General features: G+C 57.8%; 12 protein-coding genes. 4 read left to right on the forward strand and 8 right to left on the reverse strand.

Translation table 11 applies throughout. The features are described from left to right. Nucleotides 1–52 precede the first annotated feature (52 nt). From HY308_14325 to HY308_14335, 3 genes are all read right to left on the reverse strand, one after another. On the reverse strand, nucleotides 53–853 hold the full coding sequence (locus HY308_14325; protein MBI3899450.1) for a hypothetical protein: 801 nt from the start codon (nucleotides 851–853) through the stop codon (nucleotides 53–55). Nucleotides 854–915: 62 nt separating this feature from the next. Then, nucleotides 916–1275 carry a DUF2782 domain-containing protein gene (locus HY308_14330; GenBank protein MBI3899451.1) on the reverse strand — a complete coding sequence of 120 codons (360 nt, stop codon included), beginning with the start codon at nucleotides 1273–1275 and terminating at the stop codon, nucleotides 916–918. Continuing rightward, nucleotides 1272–2012, reverse strand: coding sequence for a TIGR00730 family Rossman fold protein (locus HY308_14335; protein ID MBI3899452.1), 741 nt, complete (start codon nucleotides 2010–2012; stop codon nucleotides 1272–1274). The genes HY308_14330 and HY308_14335 overlap by 4 nt, the downstream gene beginning before the upstream one ends. Before the next feature lie 96 nt (nucleotides 2013–2108). Here HY308_14335 and polA point away from each other — a divergent pair, with 96 nt between their 5' ends. The 3 genes from polA to HY308_14350 all read left to right on the forward strand — a co-directional run bounded on the left by polA (nucleotide 2109) and on the right by HY308_14350 (nucleotide 6301). Next, on the forward strand, nucleotides 2109–4811 hold the full coding sequence (gene polA / locus HY308_14340) for a DNA polymerase I (protein ID MBI3899453.1): 2703 nt from the start codon (nucleotides 2109–2111) through the stop codon (nucleotides 4809–4811). A gap of 317 nt (nucleotides 4812–5128) precedes the next feature. After that, entirely contained in the window at nucleotides 5129–5755 is a 627-nt protein-coding gene (locus HY308_14345) for a cytochrome c4 (protein ID MBI3899454.1), read from the forward strand. A gap of 309 nt (nucleotides 5756–6064) precedes the next feature. Further along, nucleotides 6065–6301: a hypothetical protein gene (locus HY308_14350; protein MBI3899455.1), complete on the forward strand. Its 237-nt coding sequence runs from the start codon at nucleotides 6065–6067 to the stop codon at nucleotides 6299–6301. A gap of 48 nt (nucleotides 6302–6349) precedes the next feature. Here the strand turns inward: HY308_14350 and hemL are convergent, their stop codons facing one another. From hemL to hemH, 4 genes are read right to left on the reverse strand one after another with little or no spacing between them, the layout of a single operon-like run. Further along, nucleotides 6350–7645 (reverse strand): glutamate-1-semialdehyde 2,1-aminomutase, encoded by a 1296-nt coding sequence (gene hemL / locus HY308_14355; GenBank protein ID MBI3899456.1) that lies wholly within the window; start codon nucleotides 7643–7645, stop codon nucleotides 6350–6352. After that, nucleotides 7642–8277 carry a thiamine phosphate synthase gene (locus HY308_14360; protein MBI3899457.1) on the reverse strand — a complete coding sequence of 212 codons (636 nt, stop codon included), beginning with the start codon at nucleotides 8275–8277 and terminating at the stop codon, nucleotides 7642–7644. Before HY308_14360 ends, hemL begins: the two co-directional genes overlap by 4 nt. Nucleotides 8278–8309: 32 nt before the next feature. Beyond that, nucleotides 8310–9122: a hydroxymethylpyrimidine/phosphomethylpyrimidine kinase gene (locus HY308_14365; protein MBI3899458.1), complete on the reverse strand. Its 813-nt coding sequence runs from the start codon at nucleotides 9120–9122 to the stop codon at nucleotides 8310–8312. Between the two features lies 1 nt (nucleotide 9123). Continuing rightward, a complete protein-coding gene (hemH, locus tag HY308_14370; protein MBI3899459.1) occupies nucleotides 9124–10086 on the reverse strand; it encodes a ferrochelatase in 963 nt (320 codons plus the stop codon). A 250-nt stretch (nucleotides 10087–10336) separates the two neighbouring features. Between hemH and HY308_14375 the strand changes: the two genes are divergently transcribed. Continuing rightward, entirely contained in the window at nucleotides 10337–10501 is a 165-nt protein-coding gene (locus tag HY308_14375; protein MBI3899460.1) for a rubredoxin, read from the forward strand. A gap of 1289 nt (nucleotides 10502–11790) precedes the next feature. On the opposite strand, the gene HY308_14380 is transcribed toward HY308_14375, so the two are convergent. Further along, nucleotides 11791–13188, reverse strand: a complete 1398-nt coding sequence (locus HY308_14380) for a hypothetical protein (protein ID MBI3899461.1) — start codon at nucleotides 13186–13188, stop codon at nucleotides 11791–11793. Nucleotides 13189–13375 lie beyond the last annotated feature (187 nt).

Here is a 13375-nt window from a genome sequence, read left to right on the forward strand (position 1 = left end):
GGCGCATTATAAAGGGCTAAGCGTTAGGTCGAACGGCGGTTAAATCGCGGGCTTAAGCCCGCATTGCCAGCCCGAAGATCTCGCTGTAGCTGCAATAGCTGGCGGCAACGAAAGTGGGGAGAACCACGGAGCCGAGGGTGAACAGCAACGCCAGGCCGACGATCGGTGAGAGAAAAAATCCGGCGACGATAACGAGCCATGGGGCCACAAAGACACCGATCAAACCAAGCAGCGCGATCGCATGGCGGATGCAGGCGTTGAAGCTTTCGTGAACCGCCATGATGGGGTCGCGACCGGCGAGCACGGTGCGATGCACGCTGAAGAACAGCGCCATGGTGAGTGCCAAGTTGATGATGAGCGCGATCGCCACGCCGATCAATATCGACCAGAGCGAGAACGTACGGCGCGCGGTGCTGCTGAGCAGGCCGCCTAGCGACGTCACGTTGAACAAGTGCTCGATGATAAAAACCAAAACAAAAAGCCCGAGTGTGACGATGCTGAGCAAGGCGACCGGGTACACATACGACTCGCTGCTGATGCCGCGCAACAATTGCTGCGTTGGCCATTTTGCCCAGCGTTCGACCGGTGCCGTCGGTATTGCGCCGACGCCGTGGTGCAACGCTAGCAGCGTGCCGGCGAGTGCGATCACGGTTAGCAAGATCACTAATAAAAAACCGGCGAAGGGAATGAATTGTAGAAGCATGACGACAGCGATGTAGATGGCCGCCATGCAAAGCCATAACGGCAAATCGCCTTGGAGGTATGCCCAACCGCCGCGCGCCCAATTCCAGCCGCGCGCTACGTCGGCCCAACTCGTCCGGGTGTTCGGTCCTGCGTCCTTGGGCTGCGCCATTGCACTCCGAGCGTTATTTCCAGGAAAAGGGCGTGGCTATAATACTCGGCCGGGGTGCTGACTCAAAACCGTTTAATTAGCCAACGCGGCGGTACCATGTCGGGTTCGTGTTCGCTGCGCCGCATCTGACCGGCCTCGTCATACAGCAAGTAATACGGCGGCCCATGTTTGGGTTGTACCTTCACCATATATAGCTGACCGTTGAGGCGATGTTCCTCGTATATCTCTCCGTTCTTGGTGGTGACCCTAACTTCTGGCGTCGGTGCTTCCGCCGGTGGCGGTGCCTTAGCGTCGGTGGATTCTGTGGCTGGTAACGGCGGCGGCGGTGGAACCTCATCGACTTCGGGCTCAGCCGCCGCGGCGACGCCGGCCAAGCAGAGCGCTAGCAGGAAGGGGATGAAGCGCCGTTGTGTCGGTGTCATAAGTTGAGCTTGATCTCTTGCTCTTCCGGCGATGGCGCGAAGCCGGCATGCTCGTAGTAACCGAAAATAGTATCGACGACTTCCTCGGCATTATCGGCCATCGAGAAGAGGTCGAGATCTTCGGGGTTGATCATGCCTTCGCTGATCAGCCGTTCCTTGAACCAGTCGATCAAGCCGGTCCAGAACGGCCGATGCACAAGGATAATCGGTATGCGCACGCTCTTGCCGGTTTGGATCAGCGTCAGTGCCTCCAATAATTCGTCGAGCGTGCCGAAGCCGCCGGGCATGACGACATAGGCCTTGGCGTATTTGACGAACATTACCTTGCGCGCGAAGAAGTGCTGGAACGCGAGACTGATGTCCTGATATTCGTTGGCCGATTGCTCATGCGGCAACAGAATGTTGAGGCCGATGCTCGGCGACTTGCCGGCGAACGCGCCTTTGTTCGCCGCCTCCATCAGGCCGGGTCCGCCGCCGCTGACGACGGCGAAGCCGGCGTCGGAAAGCTTGCGCGCGATGTCTTGCGTCAGGGCATAATACGGATGGTCCGGCGGCACGCGCGCCGAGCCGAAGATGCTAATCGACGGCTGGATCTGTGCCAGCCGCTCGAAACCACTGACGAACTCCGCCATGATCTGGAAAATCTTCCACGATTCGCGCGACATAACTCCCGACGGTGCGGCGGCGGTGGCAGCGCGCACATATAGCGCGCGATTGGGTGGTAAGTTGTTCTTCATGACGGGATCGTACTCGATACCTGTGTTAACTCTGGATAACGGGCAAAGGTCCTTCTTTTGAAATCCATCGAATCAGTGACAGCGGAAAGCGCCGCAGTGGCGGCGGAGACCGCGCCGGCAACCTTGGTTTTGGTCGACGGTTCATCTTATCTATACCGTGCGTTCCATGCCATGCCGAACTTGAGCAACTCGCACGGTGAACCGACCGGTGCGATTTACGGTGTCGCCAACATGTTGCGCAAGTTGCTCGCCGATTATCAGCCAGCCTATGTCGCGGTCGTGTTCGATGCCAAGGGTAAGACTTTCCGCGACGATATCTTTGCCGAATACAAAGCCAACCGCGCGCCGATGCCGAGCGAGCTATCGCAACAGATCGAGTCGATCCATGCGATCGTGCAGGCGCTTGGGTTGCCGCTGTTGCAAATAGAAGGTGTCGAGGCCGACGACGTCATCGGTACGTTGGCGCGGCGGGCGACGGCGAGCGGTTTGCACACATTGATCTCTACCGGCGACAAGGATATGGCGCAGCTGGTCGATGCGCAGGTCACGTTGGTCAATACGATGACCGATACGACTTACGATCGCGCCGGTGTCGTCGACAAGTTCGGTGTACCGCCCGAGTGTATCGTCGACTATCTTGCGCTGGTCGGCGATTCGGTCGACAACATCCCCGGCGTTGCCGGCGTCGGACCGAAGACCGCGGCGAAATGGTTGCAGCAGTACGGTTCGCTCGACGCGCTGGTCGCCCAGGCCGGTGCCATCACCGGCAAGGCCGGCGAAAACTTGCGCGCCGGCCTGCCGACGCTGCCGTTGGCGCGCGAGCTGGCCACTATAAAGTGTGACGTCGAACTGCCTCTCAGCCCGACCGAATTACAGCGTCGTTCGCCTGAAGTCGATCGCTTGCGAGAGTTGTACGCACGCTTCGAATTTAGATCGTGGCTCGCCGATCTCGGCGGCATGAACACGACGCCGGCGCCGGCAGCGCAGCCGGCGAAGCACTACGACACGATCTTCGACGAGCAGCTGCTCGATCAATGGCTCGAGCGTTTAGGTAAAGCGACGCTGTTCGCTTTCGATACCGAGACCACCAGTCTGGATGCCCAGCGCGCCGAGTTGGTCGGCGTTTCCTTTACCGATCGTTGCGGCGAAGGCGCTTATGTTCCGTTGGCACATATCTATCCCGGTGCGCCGGCGCAGCTCGATCGGGCGCAAGTGTTGGCGAAATTGAAACCGCTGCTCGAAGACCGGTCGCGGCTCAAAGTCGGCCACAACCTAAAGTACGACATGAACGTACTGGCCAATTACGACATCAAGCTCGCCGGCATCGGTTACGACACCATGCTCGAATCGTACGTGCTCGATTCGACCGCGTCGCGCCACGACATGGATAGTCTTGCACTCAAGTATCTCGGCTATAAAACGATCAAGTACGAAGATGTCACCGGCAAAGGCAAGGCGCAGATCAATTTCTGCGAAGTGCCGATCGAGCAGGCAAGTACCTACGCTGCCGAAGACGCCGACGTTACGTTGCGACTGCACGAGCACTTGTGGCCGCGCTTGCAAGAAACGGCGTCGTTGGCATCGTTGTTTCGCGAGATCGAACTGCCGCTGGCACCGGTGTTGGCGCACATGGAACGCACCGGCGTACACATCGACGTCGACATGCTGCGCACGCAATCGAGCGAAATCGCCCGGCGTCTGCTCGAGCTCGAACAGGAAGCGCACTCGGCCGCCGGCCAGCCGTTCAATTTGGATTCACCGAAACAGATTCAGGAAATTTTATTTCAGAAGTTGAAGTTGCCGGTATTGCGCAAGACCCCGACCGGCCAGCCGTCCACCAACGAGGATGTGTTGGCCGAGCTCGCGCTCGATTATTCGTTGCCACAATTGCTTCTCGAATATCGCGGCCTCGCCAAGCTCAAGTCGACATACACCGACAAGCTGCCGGAGATGATCAACCCAAACACCGGCCGTGTGCATACGTGTTACCAGCAAGCGGTTGCCGCGACCGGCCGGCTGTCGTCGACCGAGCCGAATTTGCAAAATATTCCGATCCGCACCGCCGAGGGACGGCGCATTCGCCAAGCGTTCGTCGCCGCGCCGGGTGCGCGTATCGTCTCTGCCGACTACTCGCAAATCGAATTGCGCATCATGGCGCATCTGTCGGCCGATTCCGGTTTGATCGGCGCATTTGCCAAAGGCATCGATATCCACCGCGCGACTGCGGCCGAAGTCTTTAGCGTCGCGCCGGAGGCGGTCACCGATGAGATGCGCCGCAATGCCAAGGCTATCAATTTCGGATTGATCTACGGAATGTCGGCGTTCGGGCTCGCGCGCCAGTTGAAGATCGATCGGTCGGCAGCGCAGCAGTATGTCGATCTCTACTTCGCCCGCTATCCCGGGGTGAAGGCATTCATGGACCGCACGCGTGAGCAGGCGCGTACCCAGGGTTATGTCGAAACGCTGTTCGGCCGGCGGCTACATCTGCAGGACATCAATGCCTCGAATGCCGGTCGCCGCCAAGGGGCGGAGCGCGCCGCTATCAACGCGCCGATGCAGGGGACGGCAGCCGATCTGATTAAGATAGCGATGTTGCGGGTCGATCGTTGGATTCGCGAGTCAGCCGCGCCGGTCCGTATGGTTATGCAAGTGCACGACGAACTCGTGTTCGAGATTGCCGAGCCGTTCATTCCGGTCGCGCTGGAGCACATTCGCGAGTGCATGACGCAAGTAAAAAAGTTGGATGTCCCCCTGGTCGTCGATATCGGAGTCGGCCATAATTGGGACCAAGCACATTAAGTGAAGCCCGGAAAGTTCCGCGGCCTCATGGACGAAGTTTTCACAAGGAGTGTGAACCATGCTTAAGAAGTCCGGTCTATTCTTCCGAACGTTTCGGAAGATCGTTCTCCCCGCTCCTCCTCCCTGAGCGGGGAAAGTCCCGGACCAAGTGCCGGGACGTTGTTCAGCCCCGGACTCTCTCCCCTTGTTTCCGGGGCTTTTTTTTGCCTCGGTTCCGCAATAGGGGGGATTATTAAGGCGTTGTGGCTTTAAATTGACCCGTCTTGCTGCTGTTTGGTATAAGGCGGACCTCGTTTTTGTTGCCCGTAGGGGGATTCATGCAAGTTTGTATTCGCGCCGTCTTTGGTCTCGTCGCGTTGGCGACGGCACTTATTAGCGTTAGTGCCCAGGCAGTGGTCGAAGGCGACGCCGCCGCCGGTAAAGCGAAGGCAGTTTCCACCTGCGCTGCCTGTCATGGTGCTGATGGTAATGGCGGTGCCGATCCCACTTGGCCTCGGCTGGCCGGGCAAATCCCCGAATATTTGGTGAAGCAGCTCAAAGACTTTAAATCGGGCGCCCGCAGTAACCCAATTATGGCTGGCATGGCAGCTCCGCTTTCCGACAAAGAGGCGAAGGATCTGGCAGTTTACTTCTCCAGCCAAACGCTGACACCCGGCGTAGCGACGAGCAAGGAGCTGGCACAGCTCGGCGGCCGCATCTATCGCGGTGGCAATGCCAAGACTGGCGTTTCCGCCTGCATGAGCTGCCACGGCCCGTCAGGCCACGGTATTCCCCCGCGTTTTCCACGGGTGACCGGCCAGAATGCCGCGTATACCGAGAAGCAACTGCTAGATTTTAAATCGGCCCGCCGCAAGAACGACGACAGCGTCATGACTCGCATTACGTTCCGCATGTCCGAAGAAGAGATCAAAGCCGTATCGCAGTACATGGCCGGCCTGCACTAATCCCCCTACTATCCGGCGTCGTCTAGCGGCGACGCCGGTGTCTTTCTTCGGCACTTTTGCTTAAAAGTACCGGTGTTCCGCTGGTATAGACCCATTAGGTTTGCCGTGTTCGGGCATCTTAATGGTCGACGCCGGCGGCATGTGTAGCCTGCACCTTCCACCCATCCGGAACGCTGGTAATAACTACATATTTATATTCAAAGACTTAACTGATCAGGCTTTAGTGGCACGAGTATTGCTCTTTATCCAATGAGAACCGAGCGCAACAGCGCCGAACCAGTGGACCCCTAAGGGGGGAAGGAGTTAGCGATGCTTAGCCACATAGTCACCTTGCTAAACAGTTACGAGCGTAACCATGGCGAGCGCCCTAACTTGGTCTACATGAACGAGACCCACTATAGCTACCTGCGCGAAGAACTACCCTTCGTGCGCGATCACACCGACGTCGTTGCCATCCTGGGGGTCGACATCGCCCTGAACGACGAGGCCATCAACCCGCAAGCCGCCATCGTGCGGTTCGCCTCCGAGAACATCCTCGTAAGTTGAATCTTGATTGACGTGCGGGGTGCACGTAAGGCCGGGGTTTCCCCGGCCTTATTTTTTTAGCTGAGAGAATCCCGTTTCCGCCTGCCGTAGCGTTTCTTCGATATCGCCAGTGCTGTGCGCCGATGAGATAAAACCCGCTTCATAAGCCGATGGCGCTAAATAAACGCCAGCGTCGAGCATGGTGTGGAAGAATTTGTTGAAGCGGGCGATATCGCAAGCGGTGACCTGCGAGAAGCGGGTGACGGTCGGTGCGTCGGTGAAGCAGAAACCGAACATGCCGCCAATCGCCTGCGTCGCCAGGGGAACGCCGGCGGCGCCGGCGCGCGCCCGTAGGCCGTCCATCAGTGCTCGGGTTTGCTCAGCCAACTTTTCGTAATAACCCGGTTTGGAAATTTCCTTCAACGTGGCGATACCGGCGGCCATGCCGACGGGGTTGCCGGACAACGTGCCGGCATGAAACACCGGCCCATCGGGAGTGATGCGATCCATCAGCTCCGCGCGGCCGCCGAACGCGCCGACCGGCATGCCGCCGCCGATGATTTTGCCGAGCGTGGTCAAGTCCGGCGTAATGCCGTACAGCTTCTGCGCGCCGCCGAGGGCGACGCGAAATCCGGTCATTACTTCATCGAAGATCAGCACCGCGCCGTGGCGCGTGCATTCCTCGCGCAATGCTTCGAGGAAGCCCGGTACCGGCGGCACACAGTTCATGTTGCCGGCGATCGGCTCGACGATAACGCCGGCGATCTCGCGGCCGATCGTTCGAAAAACTTCACGCACTTGCTCGATGTTGTTGTATTCCAGCGTAAGCGTGAGCTGCGCCAGCGCTGCCGGCACGCCCGGCGAGCTGGGTACACCGAGCGTCAGTGCGCTCGAGCCGGCCTTCACCAACAGCGAATCGCCCGAGCCGTGATAGCAGCCTTCGAACTTGATGATCTTGTCGCGGCCGGTGAATCCACGTGCCAACCGAATCGCACTCATGGTCGCTTCGGTGCCGCTGCTCACCATTCGCACTTTCTCGATCGACGGCATGAGCGTGCAAATGAGATCGGCGATTTCTATTTCGATTTCCGTCGGCGCACCGAAGCTTAAGCCGTTGGCGGCGACATCGTGCACGGCGCGAATTACTGCTGGGTGTGCATGACCCAGAATTAGCGGGCCCCACGAACCGACGTAGTCGATGTAACGATTGCCGTCGGCGTCCCAGACGTACGCTCCTGCGCCGCGCTGAAAAAAAACCGGATCGCCGCCGACCGACTTGAAGGCGCGGACGGCGGAGTTGACGCCGCCGGCGATGTGTTGCCGAGCTTGGCGATAGAGCGAGGACGAAGTAGGACGTGCAGTCATGAAAGTTCTCTGTCTTTAAATAAATTCGCGTAGCGTTTTGCGGCCGTCTGTACGTCGGCTTGATCGAACACTCCCGAAATGACCGCCAACGCGTCGACACCGGCAGCGACTAACAGCGCGCCATTTTCCGGTGTGATGCCGCCGATCGCAACTAAAGGAATCGGCAACGTACGAGCGGCGTCGAGCAAACCGATGTCGGCACGGGCTGCATTCGGCTTGGTGATGGAGGGAAAGAAGCTGCCGAAGGCGACGTAGTCGGCACCGGCGACCGCGGCTTGTTGCGCGCGCGCGAGTTCGTTGTAACACGATACGCCGACTATCATGCCAGCGCCGAGCCGCTCGCGTGCGGCCGTGAGCGGCATGTCGTCGCGCCCGAGATGCACGCCGTCGGCGGTGCTGCGCGCGAGCTCAACATCGTCGTTGATGATGAATAGCACGCCGTAGTTTTTGCACAGCCGCGCTAACAATTGCGCTTGCTGTTGGCGAAGTTCGGGAGTGGACGATTTGTCGCGGTATTGAACAACGCGGGCACCGCCCTTGAGCGCTTGCTCAACGGCGTCTAACAGGCGCGTCGGTTCGAGATAGCGAGTGTCGGCGATCGCGTACAGGCCGCGTACGCGCGACGCGTTGATGGAATCCCGTGCCACCGGTTAAAAATCTCTCGTCACTCGATAGCGACGGATTGCGCCAGGCGTCCCCAGTACAGTCGGTCCGGCAGATGTTGCCCCATACCCAGTCGATAGCCGTGTTTTAGGGTGTTCCAGGTGTAGTGCAGCGCCTGGGCGATGGCGTTGGCCGGCGCCAGGCCGTGAGCCAGCACCGCGGCGCAGGCAGCCGCAAGCGTACAGCCGGAGCCGTGGTAACTGTGGTGGAAGCGTTCAAAAGTGAACGTGTCGAGCAGGCGTTTGTTGCCGTACAACCGATTTAACACCTGCGGTGTCGGGTCATGCGTGCCAGTAATCAAAATGTACTCGCAACCGAGCGACATCAGCTCCTGCGCGCAGGCGTCGAGTGTGTCGGCGTCCGGCGCGAGTCGCCACGCTTCTTCGGTGTTCGGTGTGATCAAAATCGCGCGTGGCAGTAGCAGCACGCGCAGCGCGTCGTCCAGCGGTTCTTCGCTCAACGAATCACCGCGGCCCGATGCTTGTACCGGATCGACGATCAGTGGGATGTCCGGATAGTCATCGACGATGCTGGCGATGGCGCTGACGATTGCCGAGTTACACAGCATGCCGGTCTTGAACGCTGCTACCGGCATGTCTTCAAGCACGGCGCGCGCCTGAGCAATGATAATTTCCGGCGGCATCGGCAAATATTGTTTAAGACCTTCGGTGTCTTGCGCGGTGACGGCGGTGACGACCGGAGCCGGATGGCAACCGAAGGTTGCGACGGCGAGCGTATCGGCGGCCAAACCGGCGCCGCCGGTCGGATCGGTACCGCCGAAGATAAGAACGACAGGAGGAGTGTTAGCCGTCATATCAGTGCAGAGCGTTCATGACCTGATCCTTCAGGGCTGCAATGAGAAGCGGATGCGCGTTCAGCGCAGGCACCACACGATAGTGCGTGATGCCGTTCGCTTGCGCAAGCACCGCGTACGTCATGCCGAGTTCGTATAACGTTTCGATATGGTCTGATACGAACGCGATCGGGTAAACCAGCATTTGCTTTGTGCCGGCGCGTGCCTTAGTACGAATGACTTCTTCGGTATAGGGTTTTAACCATTCGAGTGGGCCGACGCGGCTTTGATAACACAGCGTAATGTGCGGCCAGCCGAGGCGGGTACGCACGGCATCGGCAGTCGCATTGATCTGGGCTTCGTACGGATCGCCGGCATCGACCAGCTTGCGCGGCAACCCGTGCGCCGACAACAATAGCTCGACCTGCTGTGAATCGGGATCGGGAAAGCGCTTGAGTTCGACGCGTAAACTATCGACGATCGCTTGTAAATAAGCGGGATGATCGTGCCAATGGGAAATCAGTCGAACATCGGGTTGGTAATGTTGGCGCTCACACTCGCGGGCGAATTCATTGTGTGCGCTGCCAGTGGTGGTGTTCGAGTACTGCGGGTAGAGCGGCAGCAAAATCACGCGCGTATGTCCACGTTGCTTGAGTCGCGTTACTACAGCGGCTGTCAATGGATGCCAATAACGCATGCAGACATAGACCTCGGCCGAATTAGCCAGCGCCTGTTGCAACGCCCGCGCCTGCGCTTGCGTATGCTCCAGTAACGGCGATTTTCCACCGATGGCGGCATAACCTTTTGCGGCTTCCTTTTGCCGTAGCCGACTGATTAACGCGGCGAACGTTTTTTGCGTCAGCCGGCCGAACGGCAATTTGAAAATATCGGGATCGGAAAACAGGTTGTAAAGAAACGGCTGCACCGCCGCAAGCGAATCCGGCCCTCCTAGGTTGAGCAATACGACGGCAGGGAGCTGGTTCATTTCTGCTGTAGGTCGATGCGAGGCCGGAAATTCTACCGTTACGCTTGCGGTTTCACCATTTGCGCTAAACATGGGAGAATTCGCCGTCCGTTGCGCACTGCGCCGCCTTATCGCGATCTTAACGGACTGGGTCATCGATGGCTTGAGACCCAAAATTTCCGGAAACATTCCGCTCAACTAAATAATGCCGGCCGGCATGGTTGCGCATTGCTTTTTTAAAAACGAGCGGTGACCAACATTCGAGGTAGTGATGAAAACTTATATGTGCGTGGTCTGCGGTTATATCTATGACGAGGCCAAAGGCGCGCCAGACGAAGGTATTGCGCCCGGCACTCGCTGGGACGACGTTCCTGAGAATTGGAAATGCCCAGAGTGTGGGGCGGCGAAAAGCGATTTCGAGATGATCGAAATTTAATCCACGATTCCAATAAATTTAGAAAGCACCGTTCGGGGTAATCCGAATGGCGTGCGAATGGCCGCCATACGTTCCCTCAACCGTGGCATGGATTGGCCGAGCATACGATGGAGAGTTTTTTATATACGACAGCGCGTAAATAGGTCGGTCGTTGATGGCGATAAGCCCCGTGGTGAAAGCGCCACGGCTTCGCAAGTTTGCAGCAGGGTGGAGAACCGCAACCGCCCCCACCCTAACCATTCCCGCCCAGTGCGCGCGAACATCAGCGCGCCCGTTCGCCGGCGTGAGTGTCCACGGGACACTCACGAAAACCCCGCCTCACCCCCCGCTGCGCAGGGGAGGGGATGAAAAGCAAAAACGACTAGGCCGTTAGTTGTCTTCCACCCGCCGCCACCGATCCATTCCCTCCCCCGCAACAGCGGGGGAGGGTTAGGGTGGGGGGTGTGTGAAATGGGCTTTTGCGGTTGCTGTCGTTGCGCTTAATCCCCGTGTGGCGCATTCCGAGCATCGGCGCTTTTGGCCTCGAGCGCGCAGGACGCGCGCGTCTGGCTCAGCCCAGGGAGGGGCTGTGCCAGACATAGTTGGTTGCCAAAAGCGAGAAGCACAGGAAGGTTTTGCGCCACCCCGGGGGGTGCTTTCTTTTGGTTCCTTTTCGGGTGCTGTACCGGGACGTACGAATGTCGCGAGCGCAGGATGCGCAGGAGCGACCACCAGCAAAGAAAAGTAACCCTGGGTTGCGGGGCGGAGCACCCCGCTGATTACATTTTATTAACTCGACCAGCATCGCCCCAACGGGGCGATTCAACCATCAATCCAACTCCACCAACAAACCCTTAGCAACAATCGTCTTCCCCGGCTTCTTGAGGACTCAGCAATAGCCTTCTTGCGTAAATATTCTAGGCTGTTAACATCATTCAAAATATTGAATGACTTTTTAGACGATTTTTTAGCTAGCGCAGTAAGGCGAGAAGTTGAATAGAAGTGTTTGGTGATCAACGTGGAATTGAGATACTGTTAGCAGGGGAATGTTGACGGCACGCTTGTTGACCACAGCACTGGGTCCGAAATATTTACCAACTGAGAATTCGAGAACGTACTGAACAACAGCGCCGCAAGCGCGAAATCGATGCGATCTCCCTCAGAGACGAGCTCCTCCCTGTTCGTCTCTGATTATTAGCCCGTGCCACCCCTTAAGCACGGGCATTTTTTTGCTTACAGCAGCCGCTAGCAACACCTCGCTCTTTAAAAAAATCTAAGATGTTTGCGTGCGGTAGGTATAAAAAACAAAACTACATCTCCAGCTTGAGACGCTTCAACTTGTAGTGCAGCGTATTCGGCTGCAGCCCGAGTAATCGTGCGGCTTGGGCTTGATTGCCAGCGCAAGAACGTAACGCCTCTTTGATCAAAAAGGCTTCATAGTGGGCGAGACGCTCGGCCAACGGATGCAGAGCAATTTCCTTCGCTGGCATGCCGGGCGCGTGAGCCGGTGGGACAGTTGCCGGCGACACCATACTGTCGCGCCGAGTGGTTGGGTTAGTTTGCAGCAGATTGTCTAAAAATAACCCGGCAAGTTGTTGAACAACTCGTTCGATCCTGGCGAAGTCGGCCGGTGTATACATCCGCCGCGCAAAGGTTTCACCGAAGAGTAACCAGCTCGAAGCGGTTTGGCTGTGCGGAAATAACGGTACGATCGCGCCGAGGCGGCGTTGTTTCATCAAATCGTTAAGCGGGCCTCTAATCTCTCCAGCAACTACCATGTGCTGCACATCGGCCAGCTGCGCTGCCGGAAGATCAGCACCTATCCCATGGTCGGAGTAAACCCCGCCGTTCGCGCTAACTAACGCTACCGGGCACTGCAATACGTCTGCCAACTGCTTTAGCAATTGCGTTACCGATGACGATTTCGGCGAGTCTTCGATGAGTGCCGCCAAGGTGTGATAAAGCGTTTGCTTAGTGCGTTTGATCTTAGAAAACGGAAAATAAACGCCTGGCTCGATAATGCGATGGTTATGGATGGCATAACCGACGCCAGCTAAGAATAGCGCTAGCGGAATCGGCATGGTCACCGTGGTGTTGAACCAGCGAATGTCGAAGTGCAGCAATGTCAGCGTTGTCGCCACCAGCAACACACACGGCACCGCGGTCAGCAGCCAAATCTGGCAGCGGCTGCGAAGCTTGCCGTTGCGGTCCAAGCGGATGCCGCGGATGGGTAGACAAAGCACCGTCAACAATGTCAGCGCGAAAAACATTTCCAGCAACGGAAAGAACGGACCGGGGATGCTCGTAATCGTGTAGCCACCGAGCCAGATGTAGCCGGCAATTAATTGCGGCGGGAACGCCAGCAGCGCCAACAATACCAGTGCAAACCCGTATGCCAGCGGGTAAGTGAGCATCAGCAACCAGCGCGGCGGATTTTCGAAGGCGACGCACACCGTGAGATGACACAGCACGGCGCAGAAGACGATGACGACAGCGTGGTAAAAATCGCCCAGGGTAGGCAGATAACTATCGGTGAGTCGTAGAAAACCGAAAATTTCGAGCGCATTCAGCGCCATCGCCAGAAATACGGCGACGACGAACAAGCGCGTGCGCGTATCGCGAATCGGCGAACGCCGGGAGTAAATCAACAACAGAACCTTGGCGATTAAAGCGAGAATCGCCGGCAGGCTGTATGCATAGATGAGCACGAGCGCTTCACATTATTTAACGGTCTTATGTTTACCCCGAGAAGCGAGCGATCGTTCCGTGAAACCATTGGAGCCTTAGCCGTAGCGGGTATGTTATAAAAGGTAGGAAGGCGGCATAACAAAACTGCGCCCCACCTAGCAGCACGCTGCTACCGTGGGTCGGCTCGGCCATACACGGAGACCAAGC

The organism is Gammaproteobacteria bacterium, assembly GCA_016199745.1.
Taxonomy (GTDB): domain Bacteria; phylum Pseudomonadota; class Gammaproteobacteria; order Acidiferrobacterales; family Sulfurifustaceae; genus JACQFZ01.